The following is a 13,716-nucleotide window of genomic DNA, read 5'->3' as shown; positions in this document are numbered from 1 at the left end:
GTAAGTTGCCTGCGCGTCACGACCATCTTCCTATCGGATCCGCCCTCCGAGCGGACCCGAATCGGCAAGATGATCACGACATCACACAGGCCCTAGTGCGTACCCGCTCGACGGCCCGTGCTCGCCGGGGGCGGGCGGCGGGTGCGTTCATGTCCGTATGCGTACTGCTCGCCGTCTCAGGGTGTTCGGTGGCCGGCGCCGACCCCATCGGCGAAGGTCCGGACACCCTGCGCGTCGTCCTGCCGGAGGAGCCGCCGACCCTCGAGCCCTGCGATGCCTCGCTCACCGCGACGGGCCGGGTGACGCGCGCCAACATCACCGAGGCGCTCACCGAGCGCGAGCCGTCCACGGGACGGCTGGAACAGGCCCTGGCCACCAAGTGGACCCGTACGTCGCCCACTTCGTGGACTTTCAAGCTCCGTAAGGGCGTCATGTTCCATGACGGCACACCGCTCACGGCTGAGGCGGCGGCGTTCTCGATCAAGCGCGCCACGGACTCGGACATCGACTGCAATGTCGACGGCTACATCTTCACGGACAGCGAGGTCACCGCAACTCCCGTCAATGACATGACACTTGAGGTCAGGACGGCGAGAAGCGCGCGGGTTCGCAGATTCCTGGAGGGGAACGAGCGAGAACTCGCGCGTCGGTCTGCCGATTTGGAAGCCCTGACACGCAGGTTCTGCATGTTCGTGGTTGGTCAGCTCTGGCAGCCGCAGTCGCCGCTGTGGAACGTCACGTAATTCCCCACCAGCGGCGTCGGCTTCCCCGCTCGAAAGCGGTAGCCGTCTCACCTCCGACCGGCGACCGAGCCCGAGCTCCCTGAAGAGGTGAAGAATGCGGTTGTTCCACGGCTGGGCCATGCGATGTCGTCAACGGCGAGAAACGGCTCGCCAGCCACGGTCGCGGGGGTTGCCCCGGTGAACGCCATGACGTCCCGATGCAGGTGGGACTGGTCGGCGTAGCCACTGTCGGCCGCGACTTTGGCCGCGCCTTCACCCGCGACCAGGCGGTGGGCGGCATGGTCGAAGCGGACCAGCTTCACGGCGCGTTTGGGCGGCAGGCCGAGCTGCGACCGGAACCGGGACCACAGCCGCTTACGGCTCCACCCGACCTCGGCCGCGAGTCCGTCAACCCGGGTCAGGCCACGGCTGACGACGATCCGGTGCCAGGCCCAGGCCACCTCCGGGTCCACCGGCGGCCCCGCCTCATGCCGGCAGGCGAGCAGTGCGTCTGTCAACGCGAAGCGATCCTGCCAGGACAAGACATCGCCGAGTTGCTCGCGGATCCGGGACGCCTCCCGGCCCCACAGGTCGCCCAGCGACACGACGGCGCCGTCGAGGTCGGCGGGGGAGACACCCAGAATCGCGCGTGCGATCACCGGGGACAGGCGCACCTGCACGCACTCGACGTTCTCTCCTCGCGCCCGGACCGCGCCTCCGGACCCGAGCCCGGGCCCAGCGACGATGCTTCCCTGCTGCTGCCGCCCGGGGGCACAGTCAAGGACGGGCGAGCCGGTGCCGAACTCCAGGAGCAGCGTCACGGCCGGGTGCGGGACCATCCGAAGCGCGTCCAGTTCACGGACACGGAACCCGGCCATGGTGAGACCGGCCACCCGGCTGGGCTGCTGCGGGCATGCGACGTCCCACACAGCCGCACCGTGCATGAACGTTTGCACCACCCCATGCTACGTGAGCCGACTGAGGGGAACATTCGTCCAATCCGCCGACGGGGACCAGCGGCGACAGTGGGCTCATGACTGTTTCTGACGGCGGACCGCACGTGAATGGCGGCGTCGAGGCCACCGAGAGTTCAACCCTGTTGCTGGACGACGGCGAGATCTACGTGTGCCAGGACGGCCCCCGCGACGCCCCCGCACTCCTGCTCATCCACGGGTCCGCATCCTCGACCCGCTCGTGGGACCCGCTGGTTCCGCTGCTGACCGGTTCTCACCGCGTCATCCGGATCGACCTGCTCGGGCACGGCCGGTCGGCCAAACCGGCCGACCGCAGCTACGCGATCCCGGACCAGGCACGTCGGGCCGGAGCGGTACTGGACCGGCTCGGCGTCGAGCACGCCGTGGTCGTCGGTCATTCCAGCGGCGGCGTTGTCGCCACCGCCCTCGCCGAACAGCGACCCGACCTAGTGACCGCGCTCGCGCTCATCAACACCGGACCCAGCCTGGACGCCTTCATCGCAACGGAGTCCGCCGTGATCGGCCTCTCGCAGTGGCCGCCGACCGACGAACAGCTCCAGCGGTTCGCGAGCACGGGTTTCAGCCGCGCGGGCTACCAGATCCCAGAAGAGCTCCTGGACGACGTGCGCGGTATGACCGGCCACTCGCTCACCACGTCGATGCGGGCCACCCGCTCCTACCTGGAGCAGCGGGCGCTGCCGGATCGGCTGACGGTCCTGGGCAACCCGCTACTGGTGATCTTCGGCGAGGACGACCGCAGATGGCGATCCTCATCCGCCTCCGATTACCGCGCCGTTCGGGGCGCAAGGGTCGAGCTGCTGCCCGGTCTCGGGCACTCGCCCCTGCTCGAGGATCCGCCGCGGACCGCCACCTCCCTGCTGGCCTTCACCGTGATCCACGCCGGGTGGACTGAATGAAAAGAAGGGGTGCCATGCGGATTCTCGTCTCCGGCGCCAGCGTCGCCGGTCCGGTGCTGGCCTACTGGCTCACCAGACACGGCTTCTCCGTCACTGTCGTCGAGCGCGCGCCGGCGCTGCGCAAGACCGGCGGCCACGCGGTCGACCTGTTCCGGCCCGCGATGAACATCTCGGAGAGGATGGGCGTGCTCCCGCGTGTCGAGGAGCGGGCCACCGGCACGAACCGGATGACCGTCTACCGGGAGGGCTCACGGCGTCCCGTCCGGGCGGACCTCTCCAAGATCTTCGGCGCCACCTCCGACCGGCACGTCGAGATCATGCGCGACGACCTGAGCGAGATCTACTACGACGCCGCACGCGACGACGTCGAGTACATCTTCGGCGACTCGATCACCGCGATCTCGCCCGATGGCGAGGTGAGGTTCGAGAATGCCGCGCCGCGCCGCTTCGACCTCGTCGTCGGCGCGGACGGGCTGCACTCCAACGTGCGCCGCCTCATCTTCGACGAGGAGTCCCGTTTCAACGCCTTCATCGGGGCTTACCTCGGGGTGCTGACCCTGCCGAACGTCTCCGGGCTCGACGGCGAGCTCCTCATCCACGTCGGCGTCGGCCGCACTGCCGGCATGTACGGCGCGCGGCACCTCGGCGACGCGCGGGCGTTGTTCCTGTTCCGGAGCGAGCGCGAACTCGATTACCACCACCGCGACGTGCCCCGGCAGAAGGAACTGCTGCGCGGTGCGTTCGCCGGCATGCACCCTGACGTGGACCGCTGGCTGGACGAACTCGACCGCACCCCGGCGTTCTACTTCGACTCGATCACCCAGCTCCACATGGACACCTGGTCGCAGGGAAAAGTGACACTCGTTGGCGACGCGGGCTACTGCCCCGGTCCGGCCGTCGGCGGCAGCACCACCCTGGCCGTCGTCGGCGCGTACGTCCTCGCCGGAGAACTGGCACGGGCGGGCGGCGACCACGAGCGTGCCTTCCCCGCCTACGAGCGCGTGATGGCGGCCCACGTGCACGGCAGTCGCACGGTCGCGCTGAGTGCGGCGAAGACCCTGATCCCCACGTCCCACCTCGGCGTGTGGGGACTGGCTCAGGGCGCCCGCCTGATCTCCGCCCTGCCCACGGGCCCCAGTCGGGCCCTCGTTCGCCTCACTACCAAGAGCGCACGCCTCTACAACTCCGTGACCGTCGACGACTACCTGCCGTCGCCCGCCGCATCAGGAGGCCGGGGCGACCCCGCGGGCGACCCCGGAGACGGCCTTGGGTCGGAGTGAGGAGTGCTCGCCGCCCTTCTGTCGGCCACCGACAGCTCGCAGCCCTCGCCCAGGCCACCGTTCACCGCGGCAACTTGGCTGTGCGCTCGGGGTGGGCGGTGCCGACGTAGCGCATGGCGGTCTGTTCGGTGATGCCGAAGAGCCTCATGAGCTTGAGCGGGTCGCTGGTGGCGAAGGCTTCGTCGAGGATGCGGTCCTGACGGAGTCTGTCGAGGGTCGGTCCCTTGGGCAGGACTTGGCCCAGGGTGCCCCTGTGCACGGCCGGGTGGTCCGGGTCGAGGGCGGTTTTCTGGGTCACCAGAAGGTGGGGGTTGGTGGAGGCGGGCCACCGCTGGTGGCGGTAGGCGAGCCAGTCGGTGAAGAGTCGGTGGGTGAGTTCCTCCAGGTAGAGGGCGTGTCGCAGTAGGCCACGGCGCAGTTCGAGGGTTCCGCAGGCGAGGTTCAGGTCGGTGGTAAGCGCGGTGCGGATCTCGGCGCCAGTGACGGCGTGGACGGCGGCCAGGGCGATGGTGAGCCGCGCGAACGGGGTTTCGGCTTGGTCGAGCAGGCCGGCCAGTTGGTCAGAGGGGACTGGCCGTGGGATGCCTGTCAAATCGCCCACGGCCAGGTGGCGGGTGGGGTCGCGGAAGACCACTTTCTTCTGCTTGAGCGCCCGGAACAGGCTGCGCAGTGCGACGGCGAGCTGTCGTCGGGCTGTCCCGGCCAGGTCGTCCAGCGCTTCCTGGAGGTGGTCGAGGGTGACTTCCCGAAGGGTCGTCATGCCGGCCTGCGTCCACGCGATGAGGGCCGGTTCGAGGTTGGTCAGGTAGCGACGGATGCCCTCCCAGCTGCGCGGCTCGCTCTCGCGAGGGCCTTGGCTGCGCAGCACATCTGACCATGCACGGACTTCCTCGGCGACGGGTTGCGGCAGTGCGTGGAGCGCGGTCTCGATCCAGACCAGATCGCGGTCACGGTGGAGCCTGGGGTCGTCGACAAGCAGGCCGCGGGCACGCAGGAACTGGCAAACGGGCTTGGCCGCGAGGTGTGTATCGAGTCGGGCCAGATCGTAGACGTCGCGCTCGTGGAGGGCGTTCTCGACTCCGAGCCAGTAGCCCAGGATGGTGAGGGTGCGGATGTTCTTGCGGAAGCCCGACGCCGGCTGGTCGCGGCGAAGCTCGGCGAAGTCCTCCACCATCGCGGCCGTCACGCCGGTCAGCGGCAATTCGCCCGGCGGCCGACTCCGTAGTCGAGCCAGCACCGGCGACCAGTCGCGGCGCATGGTGAAAAGGGCCTCCTGCCCCCGGCAGACCATCATCGCGGGCGTCATGTCCGCAGACTCCGGCACGGGTTCGCCGACGTGGAGCGGCAGGTACGGTCCGCCCACGCCAACGGGCACGTCGATCAACAGTTGCGTGGGCGACCTGGCGGTCGGTCCCGCCAGGTCGGCTTTGCGGTAGGGCTGACAGGTGCGGCACCGTGCCGTAGAACTCGCAGACCTCCACCACGGGCTTGATCAGCCCATCCAGTGTCGTCGGCGCCAGGCCTGCCGCGTCCCTTGCCCACTGGTACTCGGACAACGTGTCGAGGAAGAAGCTCTCCTCGTCCTGCACCGAGATCCGGGCCTGACGTCGTCGTTGGAGCGTGACGACATCCGCGAGACCGAACTCGACCGCCGCCGCCGGGTCGACCGGGACGGTCAGCTCCGGGGCGGCCCGGATGAGAGTGAGCACGCGACTTTCGGAATCTGCCACAAGGCAGCAAATTACGAGAGCCACACGCAGAACCTGAGAGTTACTGCTGAAACCTCACACGATCGAGCGAGGGCCGGGCAGTGTGGCTTCTACCTGGCGATATGCAGTGATAGTGCTCTCCAGCGTCCAGCGGGAACTCGCGCGTACTCCACTAAACCGGACCCGATCCTCCCGCTGCGCCTGTCCTTCGTCGAGATCGTGCCGACCACCACCAACCCCGGTGCCAGGGTGCGAGAGCCGGTCGGCACCGGCCCGTACCGGATCGACGAATGGAGCCAGGGCCGCTTTCTGCGCCTGAAGCGCTACCCCGGCTACTGGGGCAAGGCTCCTGAGTACGCCGCAGCGAAGTACGTATGGCGTGCGGAGGGCAGCGTGCGCGCGGCCATGGTCACCAATGGCGAGGCGCGCGGGCCAAGGCCGTTGAGCTGATGGAACGTGTGGGCATCCCGGAGGCCGGGTCACGCGTGGACGCGTATCCGCATCAGTTCTCCGGAGGCATGCGTCAGCGGCTGCTGATCGCCATGGCGGTGGCGCTGCGGCCGAAGGTTCTGCTCGCCGACGAGCCCACGACGGCACTGGACGTCACCGTGCAGGCTCAGATCATGGACCTCCTGCGGGAGTTGCGGAGCGAGCAGCAGATGGCGCTGGTCCTCATCACGCACGACCTCGGTCTAGCGGCCGAGCAGGCGGACCGGGTCGCCGTCATGTACGCGGGTACGGTTGTGGAGACCGGGCCGGTGGCCGAGGTGTTCGGCAAGCCCAACCACCCTTACACGCGAGGCCTGTTGGAATCCGTACCGGCCCAGCAGCACAAGGGATCCCGGCTCAGCTCCATACCCGGAGGCCCGCCCGATCCCCGCTCCGTCCCCTCCGGCTGCGCCTTCCGTACGCGCTGCCCGATGGCCCGCGACCTGTGCGCCACCCACCGGCCACGGCTCACCGGAACCGGAACCGACCGCGCCGCCGCCTGCCACTTCGGGAAGGAGCTGGCCGATGCCTGAGCCCGGGACCCTGCTGGAGGCCACCGGCCTGGCCAAGAGCTTCACGGTGCCGCGCACCGCGAAGGGCAGCACCAGGCTGCGCGCGGTCGACGGGGTGGACCTCGGCCTGGGGCGCGGCGAGACCCTCGGCCTCGTCGGCGAGTCCGGCTGCGGGAAGTCCACGCTGGCCAGGATTCTGCTGCGGCTGGAACGTCCCGACGAAGGCACCGTGCGCTTCGAGGGAGTGGACCCCTTCTCGTTGTCGGGCCGGCGGCTGCTCGACTGGCGGCGCAAGGTGCAGATGGTCTTCCAGGACCCGTTCGGGTCGCTCAACCCGCGGCTGTGCGCGGCGGATCTGATCGGCGAGCCCTGGCTGACCCACCGCGACCTCGTGCCCGCCCCGAAGCGTGCGGCGCGCGTAGCTGAGCTGCTGGAGATGGTCGGGCTGCGCGCGTCCGACGCGCGTCGCTACCCGCAGGAGTTCTCCGGAGGACAACGGCAGCGCATCGGCATCGCCCCCGCCCTGGCCCTGGAACCCGAGGTCATCGTCTGCGACGAACCCGTCTCCGCACTGGACCTGTCGATTCAGGCACAGGTGCTCAACCTGCTGGGCGATCTACGGGCCGAGCTGGGGCTGTCGTACGTGTTCGTCTCGCACGATCTGTCCGTCGTACGGCACGTCGCCGACCGCGTCGCCGTGATGTACCTGGGGAAGATCGTGGAGACCGGCCCGGCGGAGGAGGTCTTCGAGCAGCCGCGCCACCCGTACACGGCGGCGCTGCTGTCCGCGGCCCCCTCCCTGACGGCCGGCGGCAGAGCGAAGAAGCCCCGCATCCTGCTCACCGGCGAGATCCCCTCACCGGCCGACCCGCCGTCCGGCTGCCGCTTCAGGACCCGGTGCCCGCGCGCGGAGGACGTATGCGCCGAAGTCGTCCCGACGCCGACACCCGCCGCACCGGGCCATACGGCGGCCTGTCACTTCCCGCTTCAGGAGGTGTCCGCGCTCACAGGAGATCACCGGGCGAGCGCCTCCTGAACCGGGATGCCGGTCCGGCCCGCCGAAGACCGGCGCGGCCGACTGGCAAGGCCGCCAACTCGCCCCGGACGCCCACTCGTTCACCCGCCACGTCATTGGTATGGACCTATCCGTGATCACCGGCTAGGCTCTGCCCCGGCACGCACCGAGAGCGCTCTCACCGTTCTGCTGTTCCACCCCCACCTTGCTGGAACAACGAAGGGCTACTGCCTTGAGACGCACCACAACCATGCGTACCGGCCTGGCCACACTCCTCCTACTCGGCACCTGGGCCGGCGCGGGCACTCTGCCCGCCTCCGCCACCGACGCCACCACTGGCACCGGCACCACCCAGTCCGTCCGCACCCCCGAAGCTCCGGCCTCCCCCGCCCTCCTCTCCGCCATGCAACGTGACCTGGGCCTGACCAGGTCCCAGGCAGAGGCACGGCTGGCGGACGAGAAGGCGGCAGCAGCCGTCGAGACGAAGGCACGGCGGATCGCCGGAGCGGCATACGGAGGCTCCTGGTTCGACGCGGAGAGCGGCAAGTTGACCGTCGCCGTGACGGCCGCCGCCCCCGACGCCATCGTCGACGCCGTACGAAATAACGGCGCGAACGTCCGTACCGTCAAGCACAGCGCACGACAGCTCGGCGCGGTCAAGGCGCGCATCGACAAGCTGTCAGCGCCGGACGGCGTCAGCGGCTGGCGTGTCGACCCCCGGGCGAGCACGGTCGTCGTGAGCGTCGTCGGCGCACAGCGCGCCGACAACGATGTCGAGGAGTTCGTCGCGCGGGCCCGTGCGGCAGGACCAGTCACCGTCGAGGAGACCGACGAGATACCGCAGACCTTCGCCGCCGGAACCGTAGGCGGCGACCCCTACTACACCGGCAACGTCCGCTGTTCCATCGGGTTTTCGGTGCACGGAGGCTTCGTCACCGCCGGGCACTGCGGCCGGGCCGGAGCCGGTGTCAGCGGCTGGGACCGGTCGTACATCGGCAACTTCCAGGGGTCGTCGTTCCCGGAGAACGACTACGCCTGGGTCAACGTCGGAAGCGGCTGGTGGACGGTGCCCGTCGTGCTCGGCTGGGGCACGGTCTCCGATCAACTCGTCCGCGGCTCGGCGGAGGCACCCGTCGGTGCCTCCATCTGCCGGTCGGGTTCGACCACGCACTGGCACTGCGGCACCGTGCTCGGCAAGAACGAAACCGTCAACTACAGCCAGGGCGCGGTACACCAGATGACCAGGACCAGCGTCTGCGCCGAACCGGGCGACTCCGGCGGCTCGTACATCAGCGGCGACCAGGCACAGGGGGTCACCTCCGGGGGTACCGGCAACTGCAGCGGTGGCGGCCAGACCTGGTACCAGCCCGTGAACGAGATCCTCAACCGCTACGGCCTCACCCTGCACACGGCCTGATCATCCGCACCGCGGGCCGGTCAACGGGCTCCGTCACCGTGCTGGTGACGGAGCCCGTTCCAGCTCCATGGCCGTTTCCGCGACCGTTCTTGGACGGACGCGCGTTTTCAGAGCCTGCGCCAGCGTGCCATGGCGAACGAGAACGCCCCGAACAGGACCAGTCCGATCGCGACGCCCACCAGCAGCCACGACCCCATCGTCGTCTCGGTGAATGAACGCAGTGTGTCGTCCATGCCCTTGGCCTGACCCGGCTCGTACTCCACGGCCGCGCGGAGCGTGAAGACTCCCGCCGCGGCGAACACCAGACCACGTGCCGCACCGCCCACGACACCCGCCGTGTCGACCAACCGGCGTGTCTGTGGCGGAATTTCACCGAGCCGCAGATGCTTCCGATACCGGCGTGCCACGGCCCGGACGCCGATCACCACACCCGCGCAGGCGACAGCGGCACCGGCCACCCCCATGAACCACTGCCCCCCGGGCAGCTCCAGGACCCTCGCCGTCACATCGCGCGAGCGCCCGTCGCTGGACCCGCTGCCGCTGCCCCGGGCGCCCGCGGCGAACGAGAGCACCGAGTAGGCGACGAACCCGTAGAAGACGGCGCGAGCCGCCGACGACAGACGCTTCTTGCCGGTGCGGCCGTCCGGGCCCGCCGCGCCGAACAGCGCTTCGGACAGCCGCCACAGGGCCATGCCGCACAGTCCGGCGCCCAGGGCCCACAGCAGGACGGCCCCGAAGGGCTGTTCGGCGACCTCTGCGAGCGCGCCTCCCTGGTCCGCCTGCCGCCGGCCACCGCCGAAGGCGAACTGCAGCGCCAGCATGCCGACCAGCAGATAGAGGACCCCGCGTGCGGTGAACCCCGCCCGCCCGGCGCCCTCGGTCAGTGGCCCCGCCGCCCGGCGAGTCCCGGCCTGGTTCCTCCATATCGACGTACTCATCGACGTACGCGAGTGCATCACGGCCTCCCCCGAACAGGTGCCCCGACAGGGACATACGACACTCGGGACAGCCCGGCCGGAGTGGGGCGGTACACCCCGATTCCGGAGCGAAGAGGAGCGATCGAACATACGATGGGCATGCATTGGCCGGTGCTGCGGTGAGACCGCACCAGGACGCCGGCCCCTCGGGGTGGGAGACGAATGGCACAGGGCGCCGAAGCAAGCCGGACCGTCATCCTGACCGTGGACGACGACCCGGGGGTCTCGCGTGCCGTGGCCCGCGACTTGCGGCGTCGTTACGGCGAGGCGTACCGGATCGTGCGCGCGGAGTCCTCGCAGAGCGCTCTGGAAGCCTTGCGTGAGCTGAAGCTGCGCGGTGATCTGGTGGCGGTGATCCTGGCGGACTACCGCATGCCGCAGATGAACGGGATCGAGTTCCTGGAGCAGGCCCTGGACGTGTACCCGGCCGCACGCCGGGTGCTGCTGACCGCGTACGCGGACACGAACGCGGCCATCGACGCGATCAACGTCGTCGACCTCGACCACTATCTCCTCAAGCCCTGGGATCCGCCGGAGGAGAAGCTCTATCCCGTCCTGGACGATCTGCTGGAGGCGTGGCGATCCTCCGATCACCGGCCGGTGCCGATCACGAAGGTCGTCGGGCACCGTTGGTCGGCGCGCTCGTCGGGGGTGCGGGAGTTCCTGGCGCGGAACCAGGTGCCGTACCGCTGGTACTCGTGCGACGAGCCGGAGGGCCGGCGGCTGCTGGCCGCCGCCGGGCAGGACGAACAGCGGCTGCCGCTCGTGGTCACCGCGGACGGCACCGCGCTCGTCGAGCCCGAGGATCCGGAGCTGGCCGACCGGGTGGGTCTTGCCACGACGCCGACTGCCGACTTCTACGACCTCGTCGTCATCGGCGGCGGTCCTGCGGGGCTCGGCGCGGCCGTGTACGGAGCCTCGGAAGGGCTGCGGACCGTGCTCGTGGAGCGGACGGCCACCGGCGGGCAGGCCGGGCAGAGCTCCCGTATCGAGAACTATCTCGGTTTCCCGGACGGCGTGTCCGGCTCCCAGCTCACGGAGCGGGCCCGGCGTCAGGCGGCGAAGTTCGGGGCCGAGATCCTGACCGCGCGCGAGGTGACCGGTCTCGAGGTCAGCGGCGCGGCGCGCACCGTGCGGTTCTCCGACGGCTCTGCGGTCGCCGCGCACTGCGTGATCCTGGCGACCGGCGTGACGTACCGGCAGCTGGCGGCGCCCGGAGTGGAAGACCTGACCGGATGCGGGGTGTTCTACGGTTCGGCGCTGACCGAGGCCGCCGCCTGCCAGGGACACGACGTGTACATCGTCGGCGGCGCCAACTCCGCCGGGCAGGCCGCCATGCATCTGGCCAAGGGCGCCAAGTCGGTCACCCTGCTGGTCCGCGGCGTGTCCCTGTCCGACTCGATGTCGCACTACCTGATCCAGCAGATCACGGATGCGCCCAACATCTCGGTGCGTACGGGCACGGTTGTCGAGGCGGCGCACGGCTCGGACCATCTGGAGCAGCTCACCCTGCGCGATGTGGAGAGCGGGCACACCGAACTCGTCGACGCGCAGTGGATGTTCGTGTTCATCGGCGCGGCTCCGCTGACCGACTGGCTGGGGGGCACGGTGCTCAGGGACGACCGCGGATTCATTGTCGCCGGGCCCGATCTGACCGCCGACGGGAAGCCACCGGCGGACTGGGAGCTGGACCGGCCGCCGTACCACCTGGAGACCAATGTGCCCGGAGTCTTCGTGGCGGGCGACGCGCGCGCCGAGTCCGCCAAGCGTGTCGCCTCCGCCGTCGGCGAGGGAGCCATGGCCGTGATGCTCGTCCACCGGTATCTGGAGCAGTCGTGAGCGGGCAGCCGATGCCGTGCGACGCCGCGGAGCTCGGCACACTGTTCCTGTTCGAGAAGCTGGACGCCGATCAGCTGGCGCGGCTGTGCCGCGAGGGCCGGGTGGAGAGGTTCGAGCCCGGCTATGTGTACCAGGAGGGCGAGCCGGCCACCTGTTTCTTCGTACTCCTCGAAGGCACGCTGGTGATGTCGCGCCGGGTCGGAGCCGACGACGTGGAGATCAGCCGCACCTCCCAGCGCGGGGTGTACGCGGGTGCCATGCAGGCCTATCTCGCCGCACCGGATCAGGCGCGCTACAAGGGTTCCCTGCGGGTCACCGAGCCTTCGCGGTTCTTCATCCTGCCCGCCGAGACGTTCGCCGCGGTCCTGCGGGACTGGTTCCCCATGGCCGTACATCTGCTGGAAGGGATGTTCTTCGGCAGCCAGAACACCCAGCGGACGATCAACCAGCGCGAGCGGCTGCTGGCGCTCGGCTCGCTGTCCGCGGGGCTGACGCATGAGCTCAACAATCCGGCGGCAGCCGCGGTGCGGGCCACCTCGACGCTGCGGGACCGGGTCGCACACATGCGGCACAAGCTCGGTGTCATCGCCGCGGACCCGTACAACCGTGAGGCGTTGAAGACGCTGATCGACATCCAGGAGAGCACGGCCGAACGCGTCGCCAAGGCACCCGCCCTGAGCCCCCTCGAAGCCTCCGACCGCGAGGACGCGCTCACCGACTGGCTCGACGATCACGGCATCGAGGGCGGGTGGCGGATCGCCCCGACGTTCGTGCAGGCCGGGCTCGACACCGACTGGCTGGAGAGGGTCGCGGCAGCCGTGGACCCGGAGATGCTGCAGGGGGCCGTGGGCTGGCTCAACTACACGGTCGAGACCGAGCTCCTCATGAACGAGATCGAGGACTCCACGACCCGTGTCTCGAACCTCGTGAACGCGGCCAAGCAGTACTCCCAGCTCGACCGGGCGCCCTACCAGGTCTGCGATGTGCACGAACTCCTCGACAGCACGCTGCTGATGCTGTCCGGGAAGATCGGCTCGAGTATCAAGGTCGTCAAGGAGTACGACCGTACGCTGCCGAGGATCCCCACGTACCCCGGTGAGCTCAACCAGGTGTGGACGAACATCGTCGACAACGCGGTCTCCGCGATGAACGGCGCGGACGGCGAGGACACGCTGACCGTGCGGACGGCCCTGGAGCGGGAGCAGTTGCTCGTCGAGTTCCGCGATACCGGGCCCGGGGTGCCGGAGGAGATCCGCGGCCGCATCTTCGATCCGTTCTTCACGACGAAGCCCGTGGGTGAGGGCACCGGTCTCGGTCTGGACATCTCCTGGCGCATCGTGGTGAACAAGCACCACGGGCACCTGGAGGTGCAGTCCGTGCCCGGCGACACGCGTTTCCGGGTCTTCCTTCCGCTCACGGCCACGGATCCCGAGCCCTCTGCTGCGGATCCCGGGCCCCCTCAGGAGGCGTCATGACCAGTCCGGCGGCTATCGATCCCGGCGTTCCGCCGAGCGGCACCGGATGCGTCGAGTGCGGTGCGGCCGGCGGCTGGTGGGTCCATCTGCGGCGGTGCGCCCAGTGCGGCCACATCGGCTGCTGCGACAGCTCCCCCGCGAAGCACGCCACGGCCCACTTCCGGGCCACGGGCCATCCGGTCGTCCGCAGTTTCGAACCGGGTGAGGCCTGGTTCTGGAACTACGAGACCTCCGAGCTGTACGAGTCCGGCCCCGCCCTCGCTCCCCCGGTCAGCCGCCCGTCGGACCAGCCCTCGCCCGGGCCCGCGGGCCGGGTTCCGGCGAACTGGGCGGACACGCTGGGCTGAAGCGGCCCGGCGTGCCGGTCGCCTGGACGAGCGGGAGGAAGGC

12 protein-coding genes and 2 pseudogenes are annotated in these 13,716 nt (G+C 69.7%); 10 read left to right on the top strand and 4 right to left on the bottom strand.

Features of this window, described 5'->3' with window-relative positions; all coding sequences use genetic code 11:
* The first annotated feature begins 149 nt into the window (after positions 1-149).
* Entirely contained in the window at positions 150-743 is a 594-nt protein-coding gene (locus tag ABD357_RS21320) for an ABC transporter substrate-binding protein (protein ID WP_344392065.1), read from the top strand.
* Between the two features lie 47 nt (positions 744-790).
* On the opposite strand, the gene ABD357_RS21315 is transcribed toward ABD357_RS21320, so the two are convergent.
* Entirely contained in the window at positions 791-1,678 is an 888-nt protein-coding gene (locus ABD357_RS21315; RefSeq protein WP_344392062.1) for an AraC family transcriptional regulator, read from the bottom strand.
* Between the two features lie 77 nt (positions 1,679-1,755).
* Here ABD357_RS21315 and ABD357_RS21310 point away from each other — a divergent pair, with 77 nt between their 5' ends.
* Together ABD357_RS21310 and ABD357_RS21305 are read left to right on the top strand one after the other, a co-directional pair.
* Entirely contained in the window at positions 1,756-2,613 is an 858-nt protein-coding gene (locus tag ABD357_RS21310; protein ID WP_344392061.1) for an alpha/beta fold hydrolase, read from the top strand.
* A 14-nt stretch (positions 2,614-2,627) separates the two neighbouring features.
* Positions 2,628-3,893 (top strand): FAD-dependent monooxygenase, encoded by a 1,266-nt coding sequence (locus ABD357_RS21305; protein WP_344392060.1) that lies wholly within the window; start codon positions 2,628-2,630, stop codon positions 3,891-3,893.
* Between the two features lie 61 nt (positions 3,894-3,954).
* Here the strand turns inward: ABD357_RS21305 and ABD357_RS21300 are convergent, their stop codons facing one another.
* Positions 3,955-5,256, bottom strand: a complete 1,302-nt coding sequence (locus ABD357_RS21300) for a hypothetical protein (protein WP_344392074.1) — start codon at positions 5,254-5,256, stop codon at positions 3,955-3,957.
* A gap of 85 nt (positions 5,257-5,341) precedes the next feature.
* A pseudogene (locus ABD357_RS21295) lies at positions 5,342-5,602 on the bottom strand (site-specific integrase); the annotation flags it as partial.
* A 219-nt stretch (positions 5,603-5,821) separates the two neighbouring features.
* Here ABD357_RS21295 and ABD357_RS21290 point away from each other — a divergent pair.
* The 4 genes and pseudogenes from ABD357_RS21290 to ABD357_RS21275 all read left to right on the top strand — a co-directional run bounded on the left by ABD357_RS21290 (position 5,822) and on the right by ABD357_RS21275 (position 9,035).
* A complete protein-coding gene (locus ABD357_RS21290) occupies positions 5,822-6,052 on the top strand; it encodes an ABC transporter substrate-binding protein (protein WP_344392058.1) in 231 nt (76 codons plus the stop codon).
* Positions 5,989-6,624, top strand: a pseudogene (locus ABD357_RS21285) (ABC transporter ATP-binding protein); the annotation flags it as partial. The gene ABD357_RS21290 and the pseudogene ABD357_RS21285, both read left to right, overlap by 64 nt.
* Entirely contained in the window at positions 6,617-7,639 is a 1,023-nt protein-coding gene (locus tag ABD357_RS21280; protein WP_344392057.1) for an ABC transporter ATP-binding protein, read from the top strand. The pseudogene ABD357_RS21285 and the gene ABD357_RS21280, both read left to right, overlap by 8 nt.
* A 229-nt stretch (positions 7,640-7,868) precedes the next feature.
* Positions 7,869-9,035 carry a S1 family peptidase gene (locus ABD357_RS21275; protein WP_344392071.1) on the top strand — a complete coding sequence of 389 codons (1,167 nt, stop codon included), beginning with the start codon at positions 7,869-7,871 and terminating at the stop codon, positions 9,033-9,035.
* Between the two features lie 107 nt (positions 9,036-9,142).
* Here the strand turns inward: ABD357_RS21275 and ABD357_RS21270 are convergent, their stop codons facing one another.
* A complete protein-coding gene (locus ABD357_RS21270; RefSeq protein ID WP_425584955.1) occupies positions 9,143-9,991 on the bottom strand; it encodes a DUF1206 domain-containing protein in 849 nt (282 codons plus the stop codon).
* Positions 9,992-10,174: 183 nt separating this feature from the next.
* Here ABD357_RS21270 and ABD357_RS21265 point away from each other — a divergent pair, with 183 nt between their 5' ends.
* From ABD357_RS21265 to ABD357_RS21255, 3 genes are read left to right on the top strand one after another with little or no spacing between them, the layout of a single operon-like run.
* Positions 10,175-11,851: an NAD(P)/FAD-dependent oxidoreductase gene (locus ABD357_RS21265; protein ID WP_344392055.1), complete on the top strand. Its 1,677-nt coding sequence runs from the start codon at positions 10,175-10,177 to the stop codon at positions 11,849-11,851.
* On the top strand, positions 11,848-13,326 hold the full coding sequence (locus ABD357_RS21260) for an ATP-binding protein (RefSeq protein WP_344392053.1): 1,479 nt from the start codon (positions 11,848-11,850) through the stop codon (positions 13,324-13,326). The genes ABD357_RS21265 and ABD357_RS21260 overlap by 4 nt, the downstream gene beginning before the upstream one ends.
* Entirely contained in the window at positions 13,323-13,673 is a 351-nt protein-coding gene (locus tag ABD357_RS21255) for a UBP-type zinc finger domain-containing protein (RefSeq protein WP_344392051.1), read from the top strand. The genes ABD357_RS21260 and ABD357_RS21255 overlap by 4 nt, the downstream gene beginning before the upstream one ends.
* Positions 13,674-13,716: the final 43 nt, after the last annotated feature.

The organism is Streptomyces vastus (genome assembly GCF_039532825.1).
Classification (GTDB): Bacteria; Actinomycetota; Actinomycetes; order Streptomycetales; family Streptomycetaceae; genus Streptomyces; species Streptomyces vastus.
This window is presented reverse-complemented; position numbering and strand designations above follow the sequence as displayed.